Raw genomic sequence first — 12,927 nt, 5'->3', positions numbered from 1 at the left:
AGGTCAATTGCGCCATATCTGAACGCGCGTTAGGGAGGTGCGCAGACCAAGGAAGACCACCCATGACACGCATTGCCCATATCAAGCTGGACGACGGCAACCTGCCTCCGCCAACCCCCGAGATCGAACAGGAACGCCGCGTCGCGATGTTCGACCTCATGGAGCACAACACGTTTCAATTGCCTGCGCGCGACGGAAAACCGGTGCCGTCTGGGCCGTACAATGTGGGGCTCTCGATCCGCGACAAGCGGCTTGTCTTTGACGTGACCACGGAAAGCCATGACAAGGCAGCGGAATTTCACCTTTCCCTGTCGCCGTTCCGGCAGGTGGTGAAAGATTATTTCCAGATCTGCAAATCCTATTTCGATGCGGTCAAGACCCTGCCGCCGAGCCAGATCGAGACGATCGACATGGCGCGGCGCGGCATCCACAACGAAGGCGCGCGCATCCTGCAGGAACGGCTCGAGGGCAAGGTGACCGTGGATGATGACACCGCGCGGCGGTTGTTCACGCTGGTCTGCGTGCTGCATTTCGGGGGCTGAGGATTGAAAGCGCTGCCGCAGTCGATTCTGTTTTGCTGCGATCACAACGCTGTTCGCTCACCGATGGCGGAAGGGATCACGAAGAAGCTCTACGGCTTCGAGACCTATGTGCAATCGGTGGGTGTGATGAACGATCTGGAGATCGACGGGTTCGCCATCGCGGTCTGCAAGGAGATCGGGGTCGAGATGGACCGTCACCAGTCGCGCAGTTTCGACGAGATGGAGGAAACCGGCGAGGCGCTTTCGGGGTTTGACCTCATTGTGGCGCTGTCGCCCGCATCGCAGCGGCGGGCGCTGGATCTGACGCGGTTCTATCATCTGACGGTAGAATACTGGCCGATCATGGACCCGACCGGCCTTGGCGAGACCCGTGAGCAGAAGCTCAATGCCTATCGGCAGACACGCGACCAATTGGTCGAACAACTCAAACGGAAATGGGGAGGCTGACATGAGCCGTGCAACCATCGAGCGGTATTTCGAAGCATTCAACGCCAAGGACATTCCCGCCATGCTGGACTGTCTGTCCGAGGACGTGGCGCATCACGTGAACGAGGGAAATGTGCGGATCGGGCGCGACGCGTTCGAGGCGTTTTGCGCCCACATGTCAGAGTGCTACGACGAGACGCTGACCGAACTGGTGGTGTTCGCCGCCGAGGACGGTGCGCGCGGGGCGGCGGAGTACATGGTCAACGGAACGTACCTTGCCACCGATGCGGGCCTGCCGGAGGCGCGTGGGCAAGGGTACCGCCTGCCTGCCGGGTCGTTCTTTTCGATGCAGGACGGCAAGATCAGCCGCGTGGTGACCTATTACAACCTCAACGACTGGATCAAGCAGGTCTCGTGAAGGTCGAGCGTCTGCATCCCGACGCGCTGGACGGCGCGCTTGACGATCTTGCACATCTCAGGATCGCAGTTTTTCGCGATTTTCCATACCTTTACGACGGGGATCTCGGCTATGAGCGCAGCTATATGCGGTCCTATCGGGACAACGCGGAAGCGGTGATTGTCGTGGCGCGGGATGACGACAAGGTCGTGGGCGCGGCGACGGGCATGCCGTTTGCCAGCCATGCCGACGCGTTGCAGGCTGCTGGCACGCTGCCGCCGAAGGATGAGATCTTCTACTGTGCTGAAAGCGTGCTTCTGCCCGAGTATCGCGGGCGCGGCATCGGTCATACCTTCTTTGATGAGCGAGAGGCGGCGGCGCGGGAGGCCGGCTTCAAATATGCGCTTTTCTTCAGCGTGATACGTCCCGAAGATCACCCGGCGCGTCCTGTTGAGTATCGCCCTCTTGACGCGTTCTGGCGCAAGCGCGGATATGCGCCCGCCGAGGGCGTGATCGCCACCTTTCACTGGCAGGATGTGGGTGAGGCGGAAGAGACGGCGCACCGTCTGCAGGGATGGATGCGCACATTGTGAGGACAAGTCGATGAAAATTGCAACCGCAGCCTATCCGATGGATTTCCTTGATTCGTGGAAAGCTTACGACGACAAGTTGACCCGATGGGTGAGCGAGGCGGCAGGTTCGGGGGCGGATCTCCTGGTGTTCCCCGAATATGGCGCGATGGAGCTTGCGACGCTGGCAGGGCGCGATGTGGCACGGGATCTGGAGGCGTCGCTGCGTGCGGTGTCGGACCGGATACCTGAGGCGGATGGGCTGCACGCCCGGCTGGCGCAGGAGTTCGGAGTTCACATCCTTGCGGCCTCGGCCCCGGTGTTCGATGCGGATCTGGGGGATCGGCCGGTGAACCGGGCGCGATTCTTTGCACCGAACGGCGACATGGGCGCGCAGGACAAGCAGATCATGACGCGATTCGAACGCGAGGTCTGGGGTGTCATCGGCGGTGGGCCACTGCATCTGTTCGACACGGCGCTTGGCAAGATCGGCATCCTGATCTGCTATGACAGCGAGTTTCCGCTGCTGGGCCGGGCGGTCGCGGGGGCGGATCTGATTCTCGTGCCGTCCTGCACCGAAGCGCTGGCTGGCTATTCGCGTGTGCGCATTGGTGCGATGGCGCGGGCGCTGGAAAATCAGTGTGTTACGGTCATGTCGTCAACCGTAGGAGCCTGCGACTGGTCAGAGGCTGTTGACGAAAACACCGGAATGGGCGGCATTTTCGGGCCTCCCGATACCGGGTTTCCGCCTACGGGCGTGATTGCTGAGGGCCGATTGAACCAACCCGGCTGGACCTATGCAGAGGTCGATCTGGAGCAGATTGCACATGTGCGGGCTGATGGCGTGGTGCTCAATCGGCGGCACTGGGACGAGCAATCGGGACGCGACAGTATTGCCGCGGCGCGGAAACTCGGCTGAATAGGCCTTGATAAACCGCACGTTTGGCCCCATTTAAGAGCGCGTCTCGAAGTAAGGGGCGAACAACTTAGGAGAAACCATGGCCAAGGAAGATACGCTCGAATTTCCCGGTGTCGTCAAGGAACTCCTGCCTAACGCGACGTTTCGGGTCGAGCTTGAAAACGGCCATGAGATCATCGCGCACACGGCAGGAAAGATGCGCAAGAACCGTATCCGGGTTCTTGCAGGCGACAAGGTGCAAGTCGAAATGACTCCCTACGATCTGACCAAGGGTCGGATCAACTACCGCTTCAAGTAAGCGATTCATGAAGCTGATCCTCGGCTCCGGCAGCCCCCGGCGACGAGAGCTTTTGGCTCAGATCGGGGTGGAGGCGGATGACATCCGCCCGCCCGACATCAACGAAGACCCGCGCCCCGGTGAATTGCCACGACCCTATTGCGTGCGGCTTGCGCGCGAAAAGGCCTGGGCGATTCCCGCAAGTGACGACGAGATCGTTCTGTCGGCAGACACCACTGTCGCTTTGGGGCGGCGCATTCTGGGCAAGCCCGCGGATGTGGCCGAGGCGGCGCAGTTTCTGTATGCGCTGTCGGGCCGCAGGCACCGCGTTGTGACGGCGGTGGCCGTGCGGCGCGGGGATCAGATTTGGGAACGCGACGTGGTCACGCAGGTGAAGATGAAACGCTTGAGCGATGCCGAGGTGAACGCCTATCTTGCCAGCGAAGACTGGCGCGGAAAGGCGGGTGGCTACGCGATCCAAGGGCCGGCAGGCGCGTTTGTGCCGTGGATCAGCGGCAGTTTCAGCGCCGTTGTGGGCCTGCCTTTGGCCGAGACCGCGAGCCTGTTGGTGGCGGCGGGCTATCCGCTTTACGAGGTGTCGGCATGAAGGGGCGGTTGATTGCGCTGGATCATATTGGCGGTCGCGAGGCGGCGGCGCTGATGGTGGATGGTGTGGTCGAGGACCTGTTCTTCGACACCGACCAGCCCGCTCCGGGCACGATTTACCGCGCCATTGTCGACCGCCCGATGAAGGGGCAAGGCGGGATGTTCCTGCGCACGCCCGATGGCTCCGCTTTTGTGCGGCAGGTCAAGGGGCTGGCCCCCGGTCAGGCGATTCTGGTGCAGGTCACCGGCTACGGCGAACCGGGCAAGGCGATTCCCGTCACGCACAAGGTGCTGTTCAAGAGCCGCTATGCCATCGTCACGCCCGAGGCTCCGGGGATCAACGTCTCACGCCGGATCAAGGACGAGGATGCGCGCGAGAGCCTTTTGGAAATCGCGCATGATATCATGGATTTGGAAGGCTTCGGCCTGATCCTGCGATCCTCGTGCGAGGGTGCGGATACGGGCGAGATCGCCGATGACATCGCGGCGATGGCCGATCTGGCGGCCAAGGTGATGGCGGATGCCACGGGGGATGCGGAAACGCTGACCCTTGGCGACGGGCCGCATTTGCTGGCGTGGCGCGAATGGACGGAGGATGCCGAGATCGACAGCGCCGATGGCAGTTTCGACCGACATGGTATTCTGGATGTGCTGGACGGGCTGCAAGCGCGCGATGTGCCGCTGGGGGGGCCGGCATCGATGGCGATCGAGCCGACGCGGGCGCTTGTGGCGGTCGACGTGAACACTGGCGGCGATACCAGCCCGGCGGCTGGTCTCAAGGCCAATCTGGCCGCTGTCAAAGACCTGCCGCGCCAGTTGCGGCTGCGGGGTCTTGGCGGGCAGATCGTCATTGACCCGGCTCCCACGGCCAAGAAAGACCGCCGGCAGATCGAAAGCGCGCTGCGGGCGTCGTTGAAACGCGACAGCGTGGAAACCGTGTTCGTGGGGTGGACTCCGCTGGGGCATATCGAATTGCAACGCAAACGGGACCGACTGTCCCTGAGCGAGGTGCTGACATGAGCTGTCCCATCTGCGGCAAGGACGCCAAGCCCGAGACTCGTCCGTTCTGTTGCAAACGCTGCGCCGATGTCGATCTGGCGCGGTGGCTGAACGGGAATTACGCCGTGCCGTCCGATGATCCCGAAGACATCGAAGCGGCGATCGAGGCGGTCGAGCAGGCGGCAGCAGCGGCGGACAAGCTGCACTAGCACCTTGTCTCGATCAGTCGTCATGATACGGCTTGGTCATGAACGATCTGACGTCCCGATCCTTTGAGCCTGTGATCCGCCCGGCGGGTCTGGATGGCGTGTTGGTCAGCTTTGGCGACGCGTTGTCGGAGCCTGCCAACCGGGCAGCGCTGGCTTTTTCGGCGTCGGTTGCGCGTGCCGGAATCGACGGGGTCGAGGAATGCGCGCCGTCGCTGGTGTCGGTCTTTGTACAATTCGATCCGGTGCATTTGGGGTACGATAGGCTGGCCGCGCGGTTGACCGCGTTGTTGCAGGATCGGGACTGGTACGCGGCACCCATGCCGGAGGGGCGGCGGTTCATTCGCGTGCCGACGGTCTATGGCACTGATATCGCGCCACAATTGGGCGAGGCAGCCGAGGCTGCGGGGCTATCGGTCGAACAGGCCATTGCGCAACTTTCCGAGGCGCGCGTGCGGGTGCAGACCATCGGCTTTGCGCCCGGTCAGCCCTATCTGGGCCTCTTGCCCGAGGCTTGGGACATTCCGCGCCAGACCGCGCTGACCAAATCAGTGCCCGAAGGCGCGCTGGTTGTGGCGATCCGGCAATTCGTGCTGTTTTCGGTGTCCAGCCCGACGGGGTGGCGGCATGTGGGCCAGACCGCGCTCAAACTCTTCCGGCCCGACAGCGACACGCCGTTTTTCCTGCGTCCCGGTGACGAGGTGCAGTTCGTACAGGTTTCGCCGGATGTGATGTCGCGTCATGCCGATGACCCCGATGGTGGTGCAGTGATCGAGGCGATCCGATGACACGCGGTCTGATCGTGCACCGCATCGCGCCCGGATCCTCTGTGCAGGATATGGGCCGCAGCGGGTATCGCGCGTTCGGTGTGTCGAGGGGGGGCGCGGCGGACAGGCTGGCGCTGGCCGAAGGGGCGGCGTTGCTCGGGCAATCCACCGACTGCGCAGCGCTGGAACTGCCGGGATCGGGCGGCGTCTTCGAGGCGACAGCACCCCTGCGCATCGCCCTGACCGGCGCGCCGATGCGGGCGTCTTTGGACGGAGCACCGCTGGTCTGGAACGCGTCCCATGCCGTGCCAGCGAATGCGCGGATCGAGATCGGCGGTGCCACGGCAGGCAGCTATGGCTACCTGCATGTGGGCGGCGGGTTCGATGTGCCGCTGCGGCTTGGGTCACGTGCGGCGCATCTGGCGGCGGGAATCGGGGCGGTGGTGCAGGCGGGTGAGGTTCTGCCCGTGGGCGAGGACACACGCAGCGAAACGGGCCTGTGCCTGCCGCCGGACACCCGGTTTGACGGCGGTACGCTGCGCATGGTCGAGAGCTTTCAGACCGGGCTTTTCAATGAGCCGACGCGGGCGCAGTTTGCCGAGACGGTTTTCACCCGCGATGCGCGGGCCAATCGGATGGGGCTGCGGCTTGAGTCTGGCGTGGACGGGTTTGCGCCCGAGGGTGGGTTGAACATCCTGTCGGAATCGATCCTGCCGGGGGATATTCAGGTCACCGGCGATGGCACGCCCTACCTTCTGCTGGGCGAAAGCCAGACGACCGGGGGCTATCCAAGGATCGGGACGGTCATTCCCGCTGATCTGCCGCGCGCTGTACAGACGCCTGCTTGGGGGCGCTTGCGGTTCAGGTTCGTGTCGCGGGATGAGGCGTTGCAGGCGCAGACGCGGATGCAGGAGTATCTGCGCAACCTGACCCGATCACGCCAGCCTTTGGTCAGAGATCCGTCGCAGATCCGGGATCTTCTGGGGTATCAACTGATCAGTGGCGTCACGGCTGGCGATGCCCCCGGAACGAAGGAATAGGCGATGCATGTCGATCTGAACGCCGATATGGGCGAAAGCTTTGGTCCCTGGCCGATGGGATCGGACGCGGCGCTGTTGCAGGTCATCACCTCGGCCAATGTCGCCTGCGGCTTTCACGCGGGCGACTGGGATGTGATGGCGCAGACGATGGCGTTGGCGGTGGCGCATGACGTGGGGATCGGCGCGCATCCGGGCTTTCCCGACCTGCAGGGCTTCGGGCGACGCAGGATGCAGATGAGTCCGGACAGTCTGCGCAATCTCGTGCGATATCAACTGGGTGCGGCACAGGCTATGGCGCGGTCCGTGGGTGGAACGGTGCGGCATCTCAAGCTGCATGGCGCCTTGTCGAACATGACTTCCGAGGACATGGCGCTGGCAAAGGCGTGCTACGAGGGCGCGTTGTCGGTCGATCCCGACATCATCATCATGGTGCTCGCCGCGACGCAGCAGCAAACCGCGGTCGAGGCGCTGGGTTGTCGCTGGGCGGGCGAGATATTCGCGGACCGCGCCTATAACGACGATGCAACCTTGGTGGACCGGAGCCAGCCCGGAGCGGTAATCCACGATGCGGATCTGGCTGGGCGGCGCATGGTCGAGATGGTCAAGGCAGGCGCGATCATCACAGAAAGCGGCAGGCACATTCCGGCGGCGGTGGACACGATCTGCCTGCATGGCGATGGGGCAACGGCTGTTCAGATCGCGCAAACGGTGCGCCGTGCCTTGGCAGAGGCAGGTGTGTCGTTGCAACGGTTCGAAGGCCGTCAGGGCGCGATCAGCAAGACCTGAACATCCGCCACATTGGTGCCGGTGGCGCGGGTCATCAGCAGATCCCCTGCGGCGGACAGGGCCGCGTAGCTGTCATTGTTGGCCAGAAGGGCAGCCACGTTCTGACCTGCCGCCACGATCCGGGGCAGGGTGCCCGCATCGACCACGCCGCCCGCCGCATCGGTCGGGCCGTCGCGCCCATCGGTGCCGCCGGACAGGAAGACCCATGTGCCGTTGATGTGCGGGGCTTGGGCAGCGACCCGCAGGGCCAGTTCCTGGTTGCGCCCGCCGCGCCCGGTGCCGGTGAGCCGCACGGTGGTTTCGCCGCCGAAGAGCAGGGCCGTCGGTTCGGGCCGCGCGATCAACTCGTCGAGGATGCTTTGGGCCGCGTCCCCGACGTCGCCGGTAAGGGCGTCGTTGACGATCCGGGGCGTGAGTTCGAGCTCTTGGGCCTTTTTCGCCATCGCCTCGAGCGACAGGCGGTTCGATCCGACAAGGGTGTTCGTCGCCTCGGGCAGAGGCGGCGGCGTGTCGTGCTGCGCCTTTTCCAGATGGCTGCGAATCGGGTCAGGGGTACTGGCCCAGATGCCGGCGCTCTTGAGCGTGTCGATCGCGTCGGACGCGGTGCCGATCGGGCTGACCGTGGGGCCCGAGGCGATGGCGCGCAGATCGTCGCCGATCACGTCCGACAGCATATAGGCAAAGACCGGGGCCGGGGCCGCCTGCTGCGCGAAGCCGCCGCCCTTGAGCAGGCTGACCTGTTGGCGCACAAGGTTCATCTGAACAATGTCCAGCCCGGCCGAGAGCAGCAGATCGTTGAGCCGCGCCTTGTCGCTTAGGCTGATGCCGGGGGGTGGCGCGGGCAAAAGCGCGGAGCCTCCTCCCGAGATCAGGGCAACGACGCGGTCCTTTTCGGTCGCCTCGGCCAGGAGGTCCATGACACGGCGCGCGGCGCGGGCACCGGCCTCGTCGGGGACGGGATGGCCCGCGCGGAGCAGTTCTGCACCCATCAGGGTCGCATCGTTCTCGTGATGGGTCACCGCAAGGGCCGCGTATGCGTCGGGGATGGCCTTCATCGCCTCGCCCAGCATGGCGGGTGCGGCCTTGCCGATGGCGATGAGGAACGTGCGTCCACCGGGCTGTTGCGGCGGCAGCGGCGATTGATCGAGCCCGCGTCGTACGGCGCGCGCCGGGTCGGCGGCGGTGACGGCTGCGTCGAACAGGAGCCGGGCCTTGGTGCGAAGCGTGTCGATCTTGGTCATGAGAGGATTAGGGCTGCAAATACCATGAAAGTCAAATGCTTGCGCAGCAGAGCTGATGCAACGCTTTCAGATTTCGCCTGCAAGGAGAAAGTGGTGGGCGACCCTGGAATCGAACCAGGCGTGCGTCTCCGCGAGGGAGTTACAGTCCCCTGCCACACCTTGCGGCCTGTCGCCCACTTTCGCCCAAGACCCTGTCTTTGGCGTGAGCGGGTGATTACAATTGCCCCCTTGCGGCGTCAACAGGAAAATCCCATCAAGCGGGCAGCGTTTTGGCAGGATGGAAAAGGGGGCTGTGATGGTCAAGAAACCAAGCTGGGTGGTGGCCAAGGAACAGTCCAGAAAGGCTTCTGCGGCGGAAACCGTGTGGCTCTTCGGGCTGCATGCCGTGCGCGACGCGCTGGTCAACCCCAACCGCGAGAGGCTGCGGCTGGTGGTGACGCGCAACGCGATGGACAAGCTGGCCGATGCGATCGAAGTGGCCGGGATGGAACCGGAAATGAGCGATCCGCGCCGGTTCGCGGCACCCATTGATCCGCAATCCGTGCACCAGGGCGCGGCGCTTGAGGTGAAGCCGCTGAACTGGGGGCGACTGGAGGATGTGGCGCTTGGGCCGGGCGACGGCCCGCCCCGCGTGGTGCTGCTCGACCGGGTGACCGATCCGCACAACGTGGGGGCGATTCTGCGCTCTGCCGAGGTGTTCGGCGCCTCTGCCGTCATCGGCACCCTGCACCATTCGGCCCCGGAAACGGGTGCCTTGGCGAAAACCGCCTCGGGCGCGCTGGAGCGGCAACCCTATCTGCGCGAGCGCAATCTTGCAGACGCGATGGAGCGTTTGCGGTCCATGGGGTACATGATCTTCGGGCTGGACGGTGAGGCCGAGCAGACCATCGACGACGCCATTGCCCCCGTCCGTGACAGGCCGATTGCGCTGGTGCTGGGGGCCGAGGGGCCGGGGCTGCGGCCCAAGACCAAGGACACCTGTGATGCGCTGGTGAAAATCCCCTTTGCGCAGGGGTTCGGATCGCTCAACGTGTCGAACGCGGCGGCGGTGGCGCTTTACGCCGCACGGGCGTGAACTTGCGTCCGGGGTCCTGCGTCCCAATATCCTTGCCGAAGGAGACACCATGCCCCACGGAACAAAGATCGCCACGTGCTGTTATTGCGGAACACGTGCGGCGCTTGTTCTCAGGGGCGACACACGCCACGAGCTGAGCTGTTCGGCCTGTGGCGCGCCGTTGCATGACATGAAGATGTTGCGCGCGGAGGTGGCGCAGAAACAGGTCCCGACGCAGCATCGTCCGGTCAAACAGCCGAAAAACACCGGCGGTGCCCCGTTTGCCGCCTGGGACCGCGATGACGGCGGATCGAAGCGCAAGAAACCCAAGAAGCGCAAGACGCTGGCGCGGCGGTTCTTCGAAGAGGCAATCGACGTGATCGAGGACATTTTCGACTGATCTCAACGGGACGTTTCACTGGTCAATTCCAGCGCCGTGTTCTAAGTGCGCAGGTGCAATGACGGAGGCGCCCGCGTGACGACATACGAAACCCCCGGTCCGGTCGAGGAAAACTGGAAAGACGCGATTTCTTCGGTGGAAGAGATCATCGAGGATGCGCGCAACGGCAGGATGTTCATTCTGGTCGACCACGAGGATCGCGAGAACGAGGGCGATCTGGTGATTCCCGCGCAATGGGCGACGCCGGACGCGATCAACTTCATGGCGACGCATGGGCGTGGGCTGATCTGCCTTGCGATGACCTCCAAGCGGATCGAGGACCTTGGCCTGCAGCTGATGTCGACGAACAATTCCTCGCGCCACGAAACCGCGTTCACCGTGTCGATCGAGGCGCGCGAAGGTGTGACCACGGGCATTTCCGCAGCGGACCGCGCGCGGACCGTGGCGGTGGCCATCGACGGCACCAAGGGCGCGCAGGACATCGCGACGCCGGGCCACGTGTTCCCGCTGCGCGCCAAGGATGGCGGCGTGCTGGTGCGTGCGGGCCATACCGAAGCGGCTGTCGATGTGAGCCGACTGGCCGGGCTGAATGCCGCCGGGGTGATCTGCGAGATCATGAACGACGACGGCTCGATGGCGCGGCTGCCGGAACTGGTGGCTTTTTCCCAGCGGCACAACCTCAAGATCGGCACGATCAGCGACCTGATCGCCTATCGCCGCCGCAACGACAATCTGGTGCGCGTGCGCAAGGAGGAAACCATCACGTCGGAATTCGGCGGTGACTGGCTGATGCGGATTTACACCGACGAAACCCATGGCGACGAACATATCGTGCTGACCAAGGGAGACCTGTCGGGCGATGAGCCGGTTCTGGTGCGGATGCACGCGATGGACCCGATGCTGGATGTGGTCGGCACCGGGCCGAAAGGGCGCGCGGACGAATTTCAGCATGCGATGCAGGCGGTTGCCGAAGAGGGGCGCGGCGTGGTCGTTCTGCTGCGCGACACGTCGATGAAACTGGATGTGGGTGACGAGGTGTCACCCAAGACGCTGCGGCAATACGGTCTGGGGGCGCAGATCCTGTCGTCGCTGGGCCTGTCGAAACTGACGCTGCTGACCAATTCACCGACACCCAAGGTGGTCGGGCTTGATGCCTACGGGCTCGAGATCGTCGGCACGCGCAAGATCTCGGAGTTGGGATGATGGCGGCATCTGTTGAACATTACACGCTGGAGCGGCCGACATTCGACAAGCCGGTTAAGCTTTTGATAGTGGTTGCGCCTTACTACAAGGATATCGCGGACCAGTTGATCGCCGGTGCGCGGGCAGAGATCGAGGCCTGTGACGGCACACATGACCTGATCGAGGTGCCGGGCGCCTTGGAAGTCCCGACGGCAATCGGCATTGCAGAACGCATGTCGAATTTCGATGGCTATGTCGCGTTGGGCTGCATCATCCGCGGTGAGACCACGCATTACGACACGGTCTGCAACGACAGCTCGCGGGCGCTCTCGTTGCTGGGCTTGCAGGGGCTGTGCATCGGCAATGGCATCCTCACGGTCGAGAACATGCTACAGGCCGAGGCGCGTGCGCAGGCGGCCGGTCAGAACAAAGGCGGTGGGGCTGCGGCTGCTGCCTTGCACCTGATCGCGCTCAGCCGTAAATGGGGCGCTGCCCGCAAAGGCGTGGGGTTCGTTCCGGCACGGGACGAGTACCAGATCGCTGCTGATTCCAAAGGTCCGAAAAACGCATGAGCCATGCTGCCAAGCCTCCGAAAAAGGTGGAAGAAAAACGCCAGAAGCGGTCTGCCTCGCGGCTTTACGCGGTGCAGGCGCTGTTCCAGATGGAGCAATCGGGCCAGTCCGTAGACAAGGTGGCGGTCGAATTCCTCGACCATCGCTTTGGACTGGCACAGGAGGACGGCGAGGCTCTGGTCGAGGGGGATGTCGATCTGTTTCGCCGGATCACTGAAGAGGCGGTGAACTGGCAGGCCAAGATCGACCAGATGACGGATCGCGGGCTGGTGGCGAAATGGCCCATCGCGCGGATCGACCCGACGCTGCGCGCGCTCTTCCGGGCGGCCGGGGCCGAACTTGTGGCAACGGAAACGCCGCCCAAGGTGATCATCAACGAATATGTCGATGTTGCGCGGGCGTTTTTCCCCGAGGGCAAGGAATCGCAATTCGTCAACGCAGTGCTGGATCACATGGCCCGAGAGGCGCGTCCCGAAGCGTTCTGAAACGGGCTGCGCGGTTTGGACGCTTTAAAAACGCTGTGACGTGGCTTAGGTCTTGCTTCGAAAGCGAGGTGATCCAATGCCCGACCTGATCAAGATGTATATCCGCCAGACCGCGATTGGCTTCGTGTTGTCGGCGGTTTTTGTCGCCTTGTTGCTTTACATGAATGTCGTGAACCTCTGGCACCTCGTGACCCACAGCGATGTCGGGTTTCTGGCGGTGTTCCTGTTGTGGCTCTTCAACGGTATCGTGTTCGCAGGCGTGCAGTTCGGCATCTCGATCATGCTCATGAAATATGACGATGACGACGATGATGATGACGATCGAGGCCACCCCGTCGGGCTGACCCCGATCCGGGTCGAAGCAACGGCACCACGCGGCACCGTTCGGAATTTCGGAAAAAATTAGGCGGCGGGAACCACGGCAACCGTGCGGTTCTCTCATTCCCGAGGACCTGTATC

19 protein-coding genes and 1 tRNA gene are annotated in these 12,927 nt (G+C 63.6%); 18 read left to right on the top strand and 2 right to left on the bottom strand.

Features of this window, described 5'->3' with window-relative positions:
- Positions 1-62: 62 nt before the first annotated feature.
- The 12 genes from IEV82_RS10840 to IEV82_RS10785 all read left to right on the top strand — a co-directional run bounded on the left by IEV82_RS10840 (position 63) and on the right by IEV82_RS10785 (position 7,534).
- Positions 63-542 (top strand): UPF0262 family protein, encoded by a 480-nt coding sequence (locus tag IEV82_RS10840; protein WP_188482041.1) that lies wholly within the window; start codon positions 63-65, stop codon positions 540-542.
- 3 nt (positions 543-545) lie between these two features.
- A complete protein-coding gene (locus tag IEV82_RS10835) occupies positions 546-989 on the top strand; it encodes an arsenate-mycothiol transferase ArsC (RefSeq protein WP_188482040.1) in 444 nt (147 codons plus the stop codon).
- Position 990: 1 nt separating this feature from the next.
- Positions 991-1,386: a ketosteroid isomerase-related protein gene (locus IEV82_RS10830; protein WP_188482039.1), complete on the top strand. Its 396-nt coding sequence runs from the start codon at positions 991-993 to the stop codon at positions 1,384-1,386.
- Positions 1,383-1,958, top strand: a complete 576-nt coding sequence (locus tag IEV82_RS10825; RefSeq protein WP_188482038.1) for a GNAT family N-acetyltransferase — start codon at positions 1,383-1,385, stop codon at positions 1,956-1,958. Before IEV82_RS10830 ends, IEV82_RS10825 begins: the two co-directional genes overlap by 4 nt.
- A 10-nt stretch (positions 1,959-1,968) precedes the next feature.
- The gene (locus IEV82_RS10820) at positions 1,969-2,853 is read left to right on the top strand and encodes a carbon-nitrogen hydrolase family protein (protein ID WP_188482037.1); all 885 of its coding nucleotides are present in this window, start codon (positions 1,969-1,971) and stop codon (positions 2,851-2,853) included.
- A 79-nt stretch (positions 2,854-2,932) separates the two neighbouring features.
- Positions 2,933-3,151 (top strand): translation initiation factor IF-1, encoded by a 219-nt coding sequence (infA, locus tag IEV82_RS10815; RefSeq protein WP_005978431.1) that lies wholly within the window; start codon positions 2,933-2,935, stop codon positions 3,149-3,151.
- Between the two features lie 7 nt (positions 3,152-3,158).
- On the top strand, positions 3,159-3,737 hold the full coding sequence (locus IEV82_RS10810; RefSeq protein WP_188482036.1) for a Maf family protein: 579 nt from the start codon (positions 3,159-3,161) through the stop codon (positions 3,735-3,737).
- A complete protein-coding gene (locus IEV82_RS10805) occupies positions 3,734-4,756 on the top strand; it encodes a ribonuclease E/G (protein WP_188482035.1) in 1,023 nt (340 codons plus the stop codon). Before IEV82_RS10810 ends, IEV82_RS10805 begins: the two co-directional genes overlap by 4 nt.
- Positions 4,753-4,944, top strand: coding sequence for a DNA gyrase inhibitor YacG (locus tag IEV82_RS10800; protein WP_188482034.1), 192 nt, complete (start codon positions 4,753-4,755; stop codon positions 4,942-4,944). Before IEV82_RS10805 ends, IEV82_RS10800 begins: the two co-directional genes overlap by 4 nt.
- Before the next feature lie 38 nt (positions 4,945-4,982).
- Complete coding sequence (locus IEV82_RS10795) at positions 4,983-5,729, top strand: 5-oxoprolinase subunit B family protein (protein WP_188482033.1); 747 nt, start codon at positions 4,983-4,985, stop codon at positions 5,727-5,729.
- The gene (locus IEV82_RS10790; protein WP_188482032.1) at positions 5,726-6,748 is read left to right on the top strand and encodes a 5-oxoprolinase subunit C family protein; all 1,023 of its coding nucleotides are present in this window, start codon (positions 5,726-5,728) and stop codon (positions 6,746-6,748) included. The genes IEV82_RS10795 and IEV82_RS10790 overlap by 4 nt, the downstream gene beginning before the upstream one ends.
- Positions 6,749-6,751: 3 nt before the next feature.
- A complete protein-coding gene (locus IEV82_RS10785; protein ID WP_188482031.1) occupies positions 6,752-7,534 on the top strand; it encodes a LamB/YcsF family protein in 783 nt (260 codons plus the stop codon).
- Here IEV82_RS10785 and IEV82_RS10780 read toward each other — a convergent pair.
- Together IEV82_RS10780 and IEV82_RS10775 are read right to left on the bottom strand one after the other, a co-directional pair.
- A complete protein-coding gene (locus IEV82_RS10780; protein WP_188482030.1) occupies positions 7,510-8,775 on the bottom strand; it encodes a glycerate kinase type-2 family protein in 1,266 nt (421 codons plus the stop codon). The genes IEV82_RS10785 and IEV82_RS10780 overlap by 25 nt on opposite strands.
- Before the next feature lie 91 nt (positions 8,776-8,866).
- Positions 8,867-8,950 (bottom strand) — tRNA-Tyr (locus tag IEV82_RS10775).
- A 120-nt stretch (positions 8,951-9,070) separates the two neighbouring features.
- Here IEV82_RS10775 and rlmB point away from each other — a divergent pair.
- The 6 genes from rlmB to IEV82_RS10745 all read left to right on the top strand — a co-directional run bounded on the left by rlmB (position 9,071) and on the right by IEV82_RS10745 (position 12,874).
- Complete coding sequence (gene rlmB / locus IEV82_RS10770; RefSeq protein ID WP_188482029.1) at positions 9,071-9,850, top strand: 23S rRNA (guanosine(2251)-2'-O)-methyltransferase RlmB; 780 nt, start codon at positions 9,071-9,073, stop codon at positions 9,848-9,850.
- A 49-nt stretch (positions 9,851-9,899) separates the two neighbouring features.
- On the top strand, positions 9,900-10,229 hold the full coding sequence (locus tag IEV82_RS10765) for a hypothetical protein (RefSeq protein WP_188482028.1): 330 nt from the start codon (positions 9,900-9,902) through the stop codon (positions 10,227-10,229).
- A gap of 75 nt (positions 10,230-10,304) precedes the next feature.
- Positions 10,305-11,432, top strand: coding sequence for a 3,4-dihydroxy-2-butanone-4-phosphate synthase (gene ribB, locus IEV82_RS10760; protein WP_188482027.1), 1,128 nt, complete (start codon positions 10,305-10,307; stop codon positions 11,430-11,432).
- Positions 11,432-11,983, top strand: coding sequence for a 6,7-dimethyl-8-ribityllumazine synthase (locus IEV82_RS10755; RefSeq protein WP_188482026.1), 552 nt, complete (start codon positions 11,432-11,434; stop codon positions 11,981-11,983). Before ribB ends, IEV82_RS10755 begins: the two co-directional genes overlap by 1 nt.
- Positions 11,980-12,468 (top strand): transcription antitermination factor NusB, encoded by a 489-nt coding sequence (gene nusB, locus IEV82_RS10750; protein ID WP_188482025.1) that lies wholly within the window; start codon positions 11,980-11,982, stop codon positions 12,466-12,468. Before IEV82_RS10755 ends, nusB begins: the two co-directional genes overlap by 4 nt.
- A gap of 76 nt (positions 12,469-12,544) precedes the next feature.
- Positions 12,545-12,874 carry a hypothetical protein gene (locus IEV82_RS10745; RefSeq protein ID WP_188482024.1) on the top strand — a complete coding sequence of 110 codons (330 nt, stop codon included), beginning with the start codon at positions 12,545-12,547 and terminating at the stop codon, positions 12,872-12,874.
- Positions 12,875-12,927 lie beyond the last annotated feature (53 nt).

This window comes from Marivita lacus (assembly GCF_014637725.1).
GTDB lineage: Bacteria > Pseudomonadota > Alphaproteobacteria > Rhodobacterales > Rhodobacteraceae > Marivita > Marivita lacus.
This window is presented reverse-complemented; position numbering and strand designations above follow the sequence as displayed.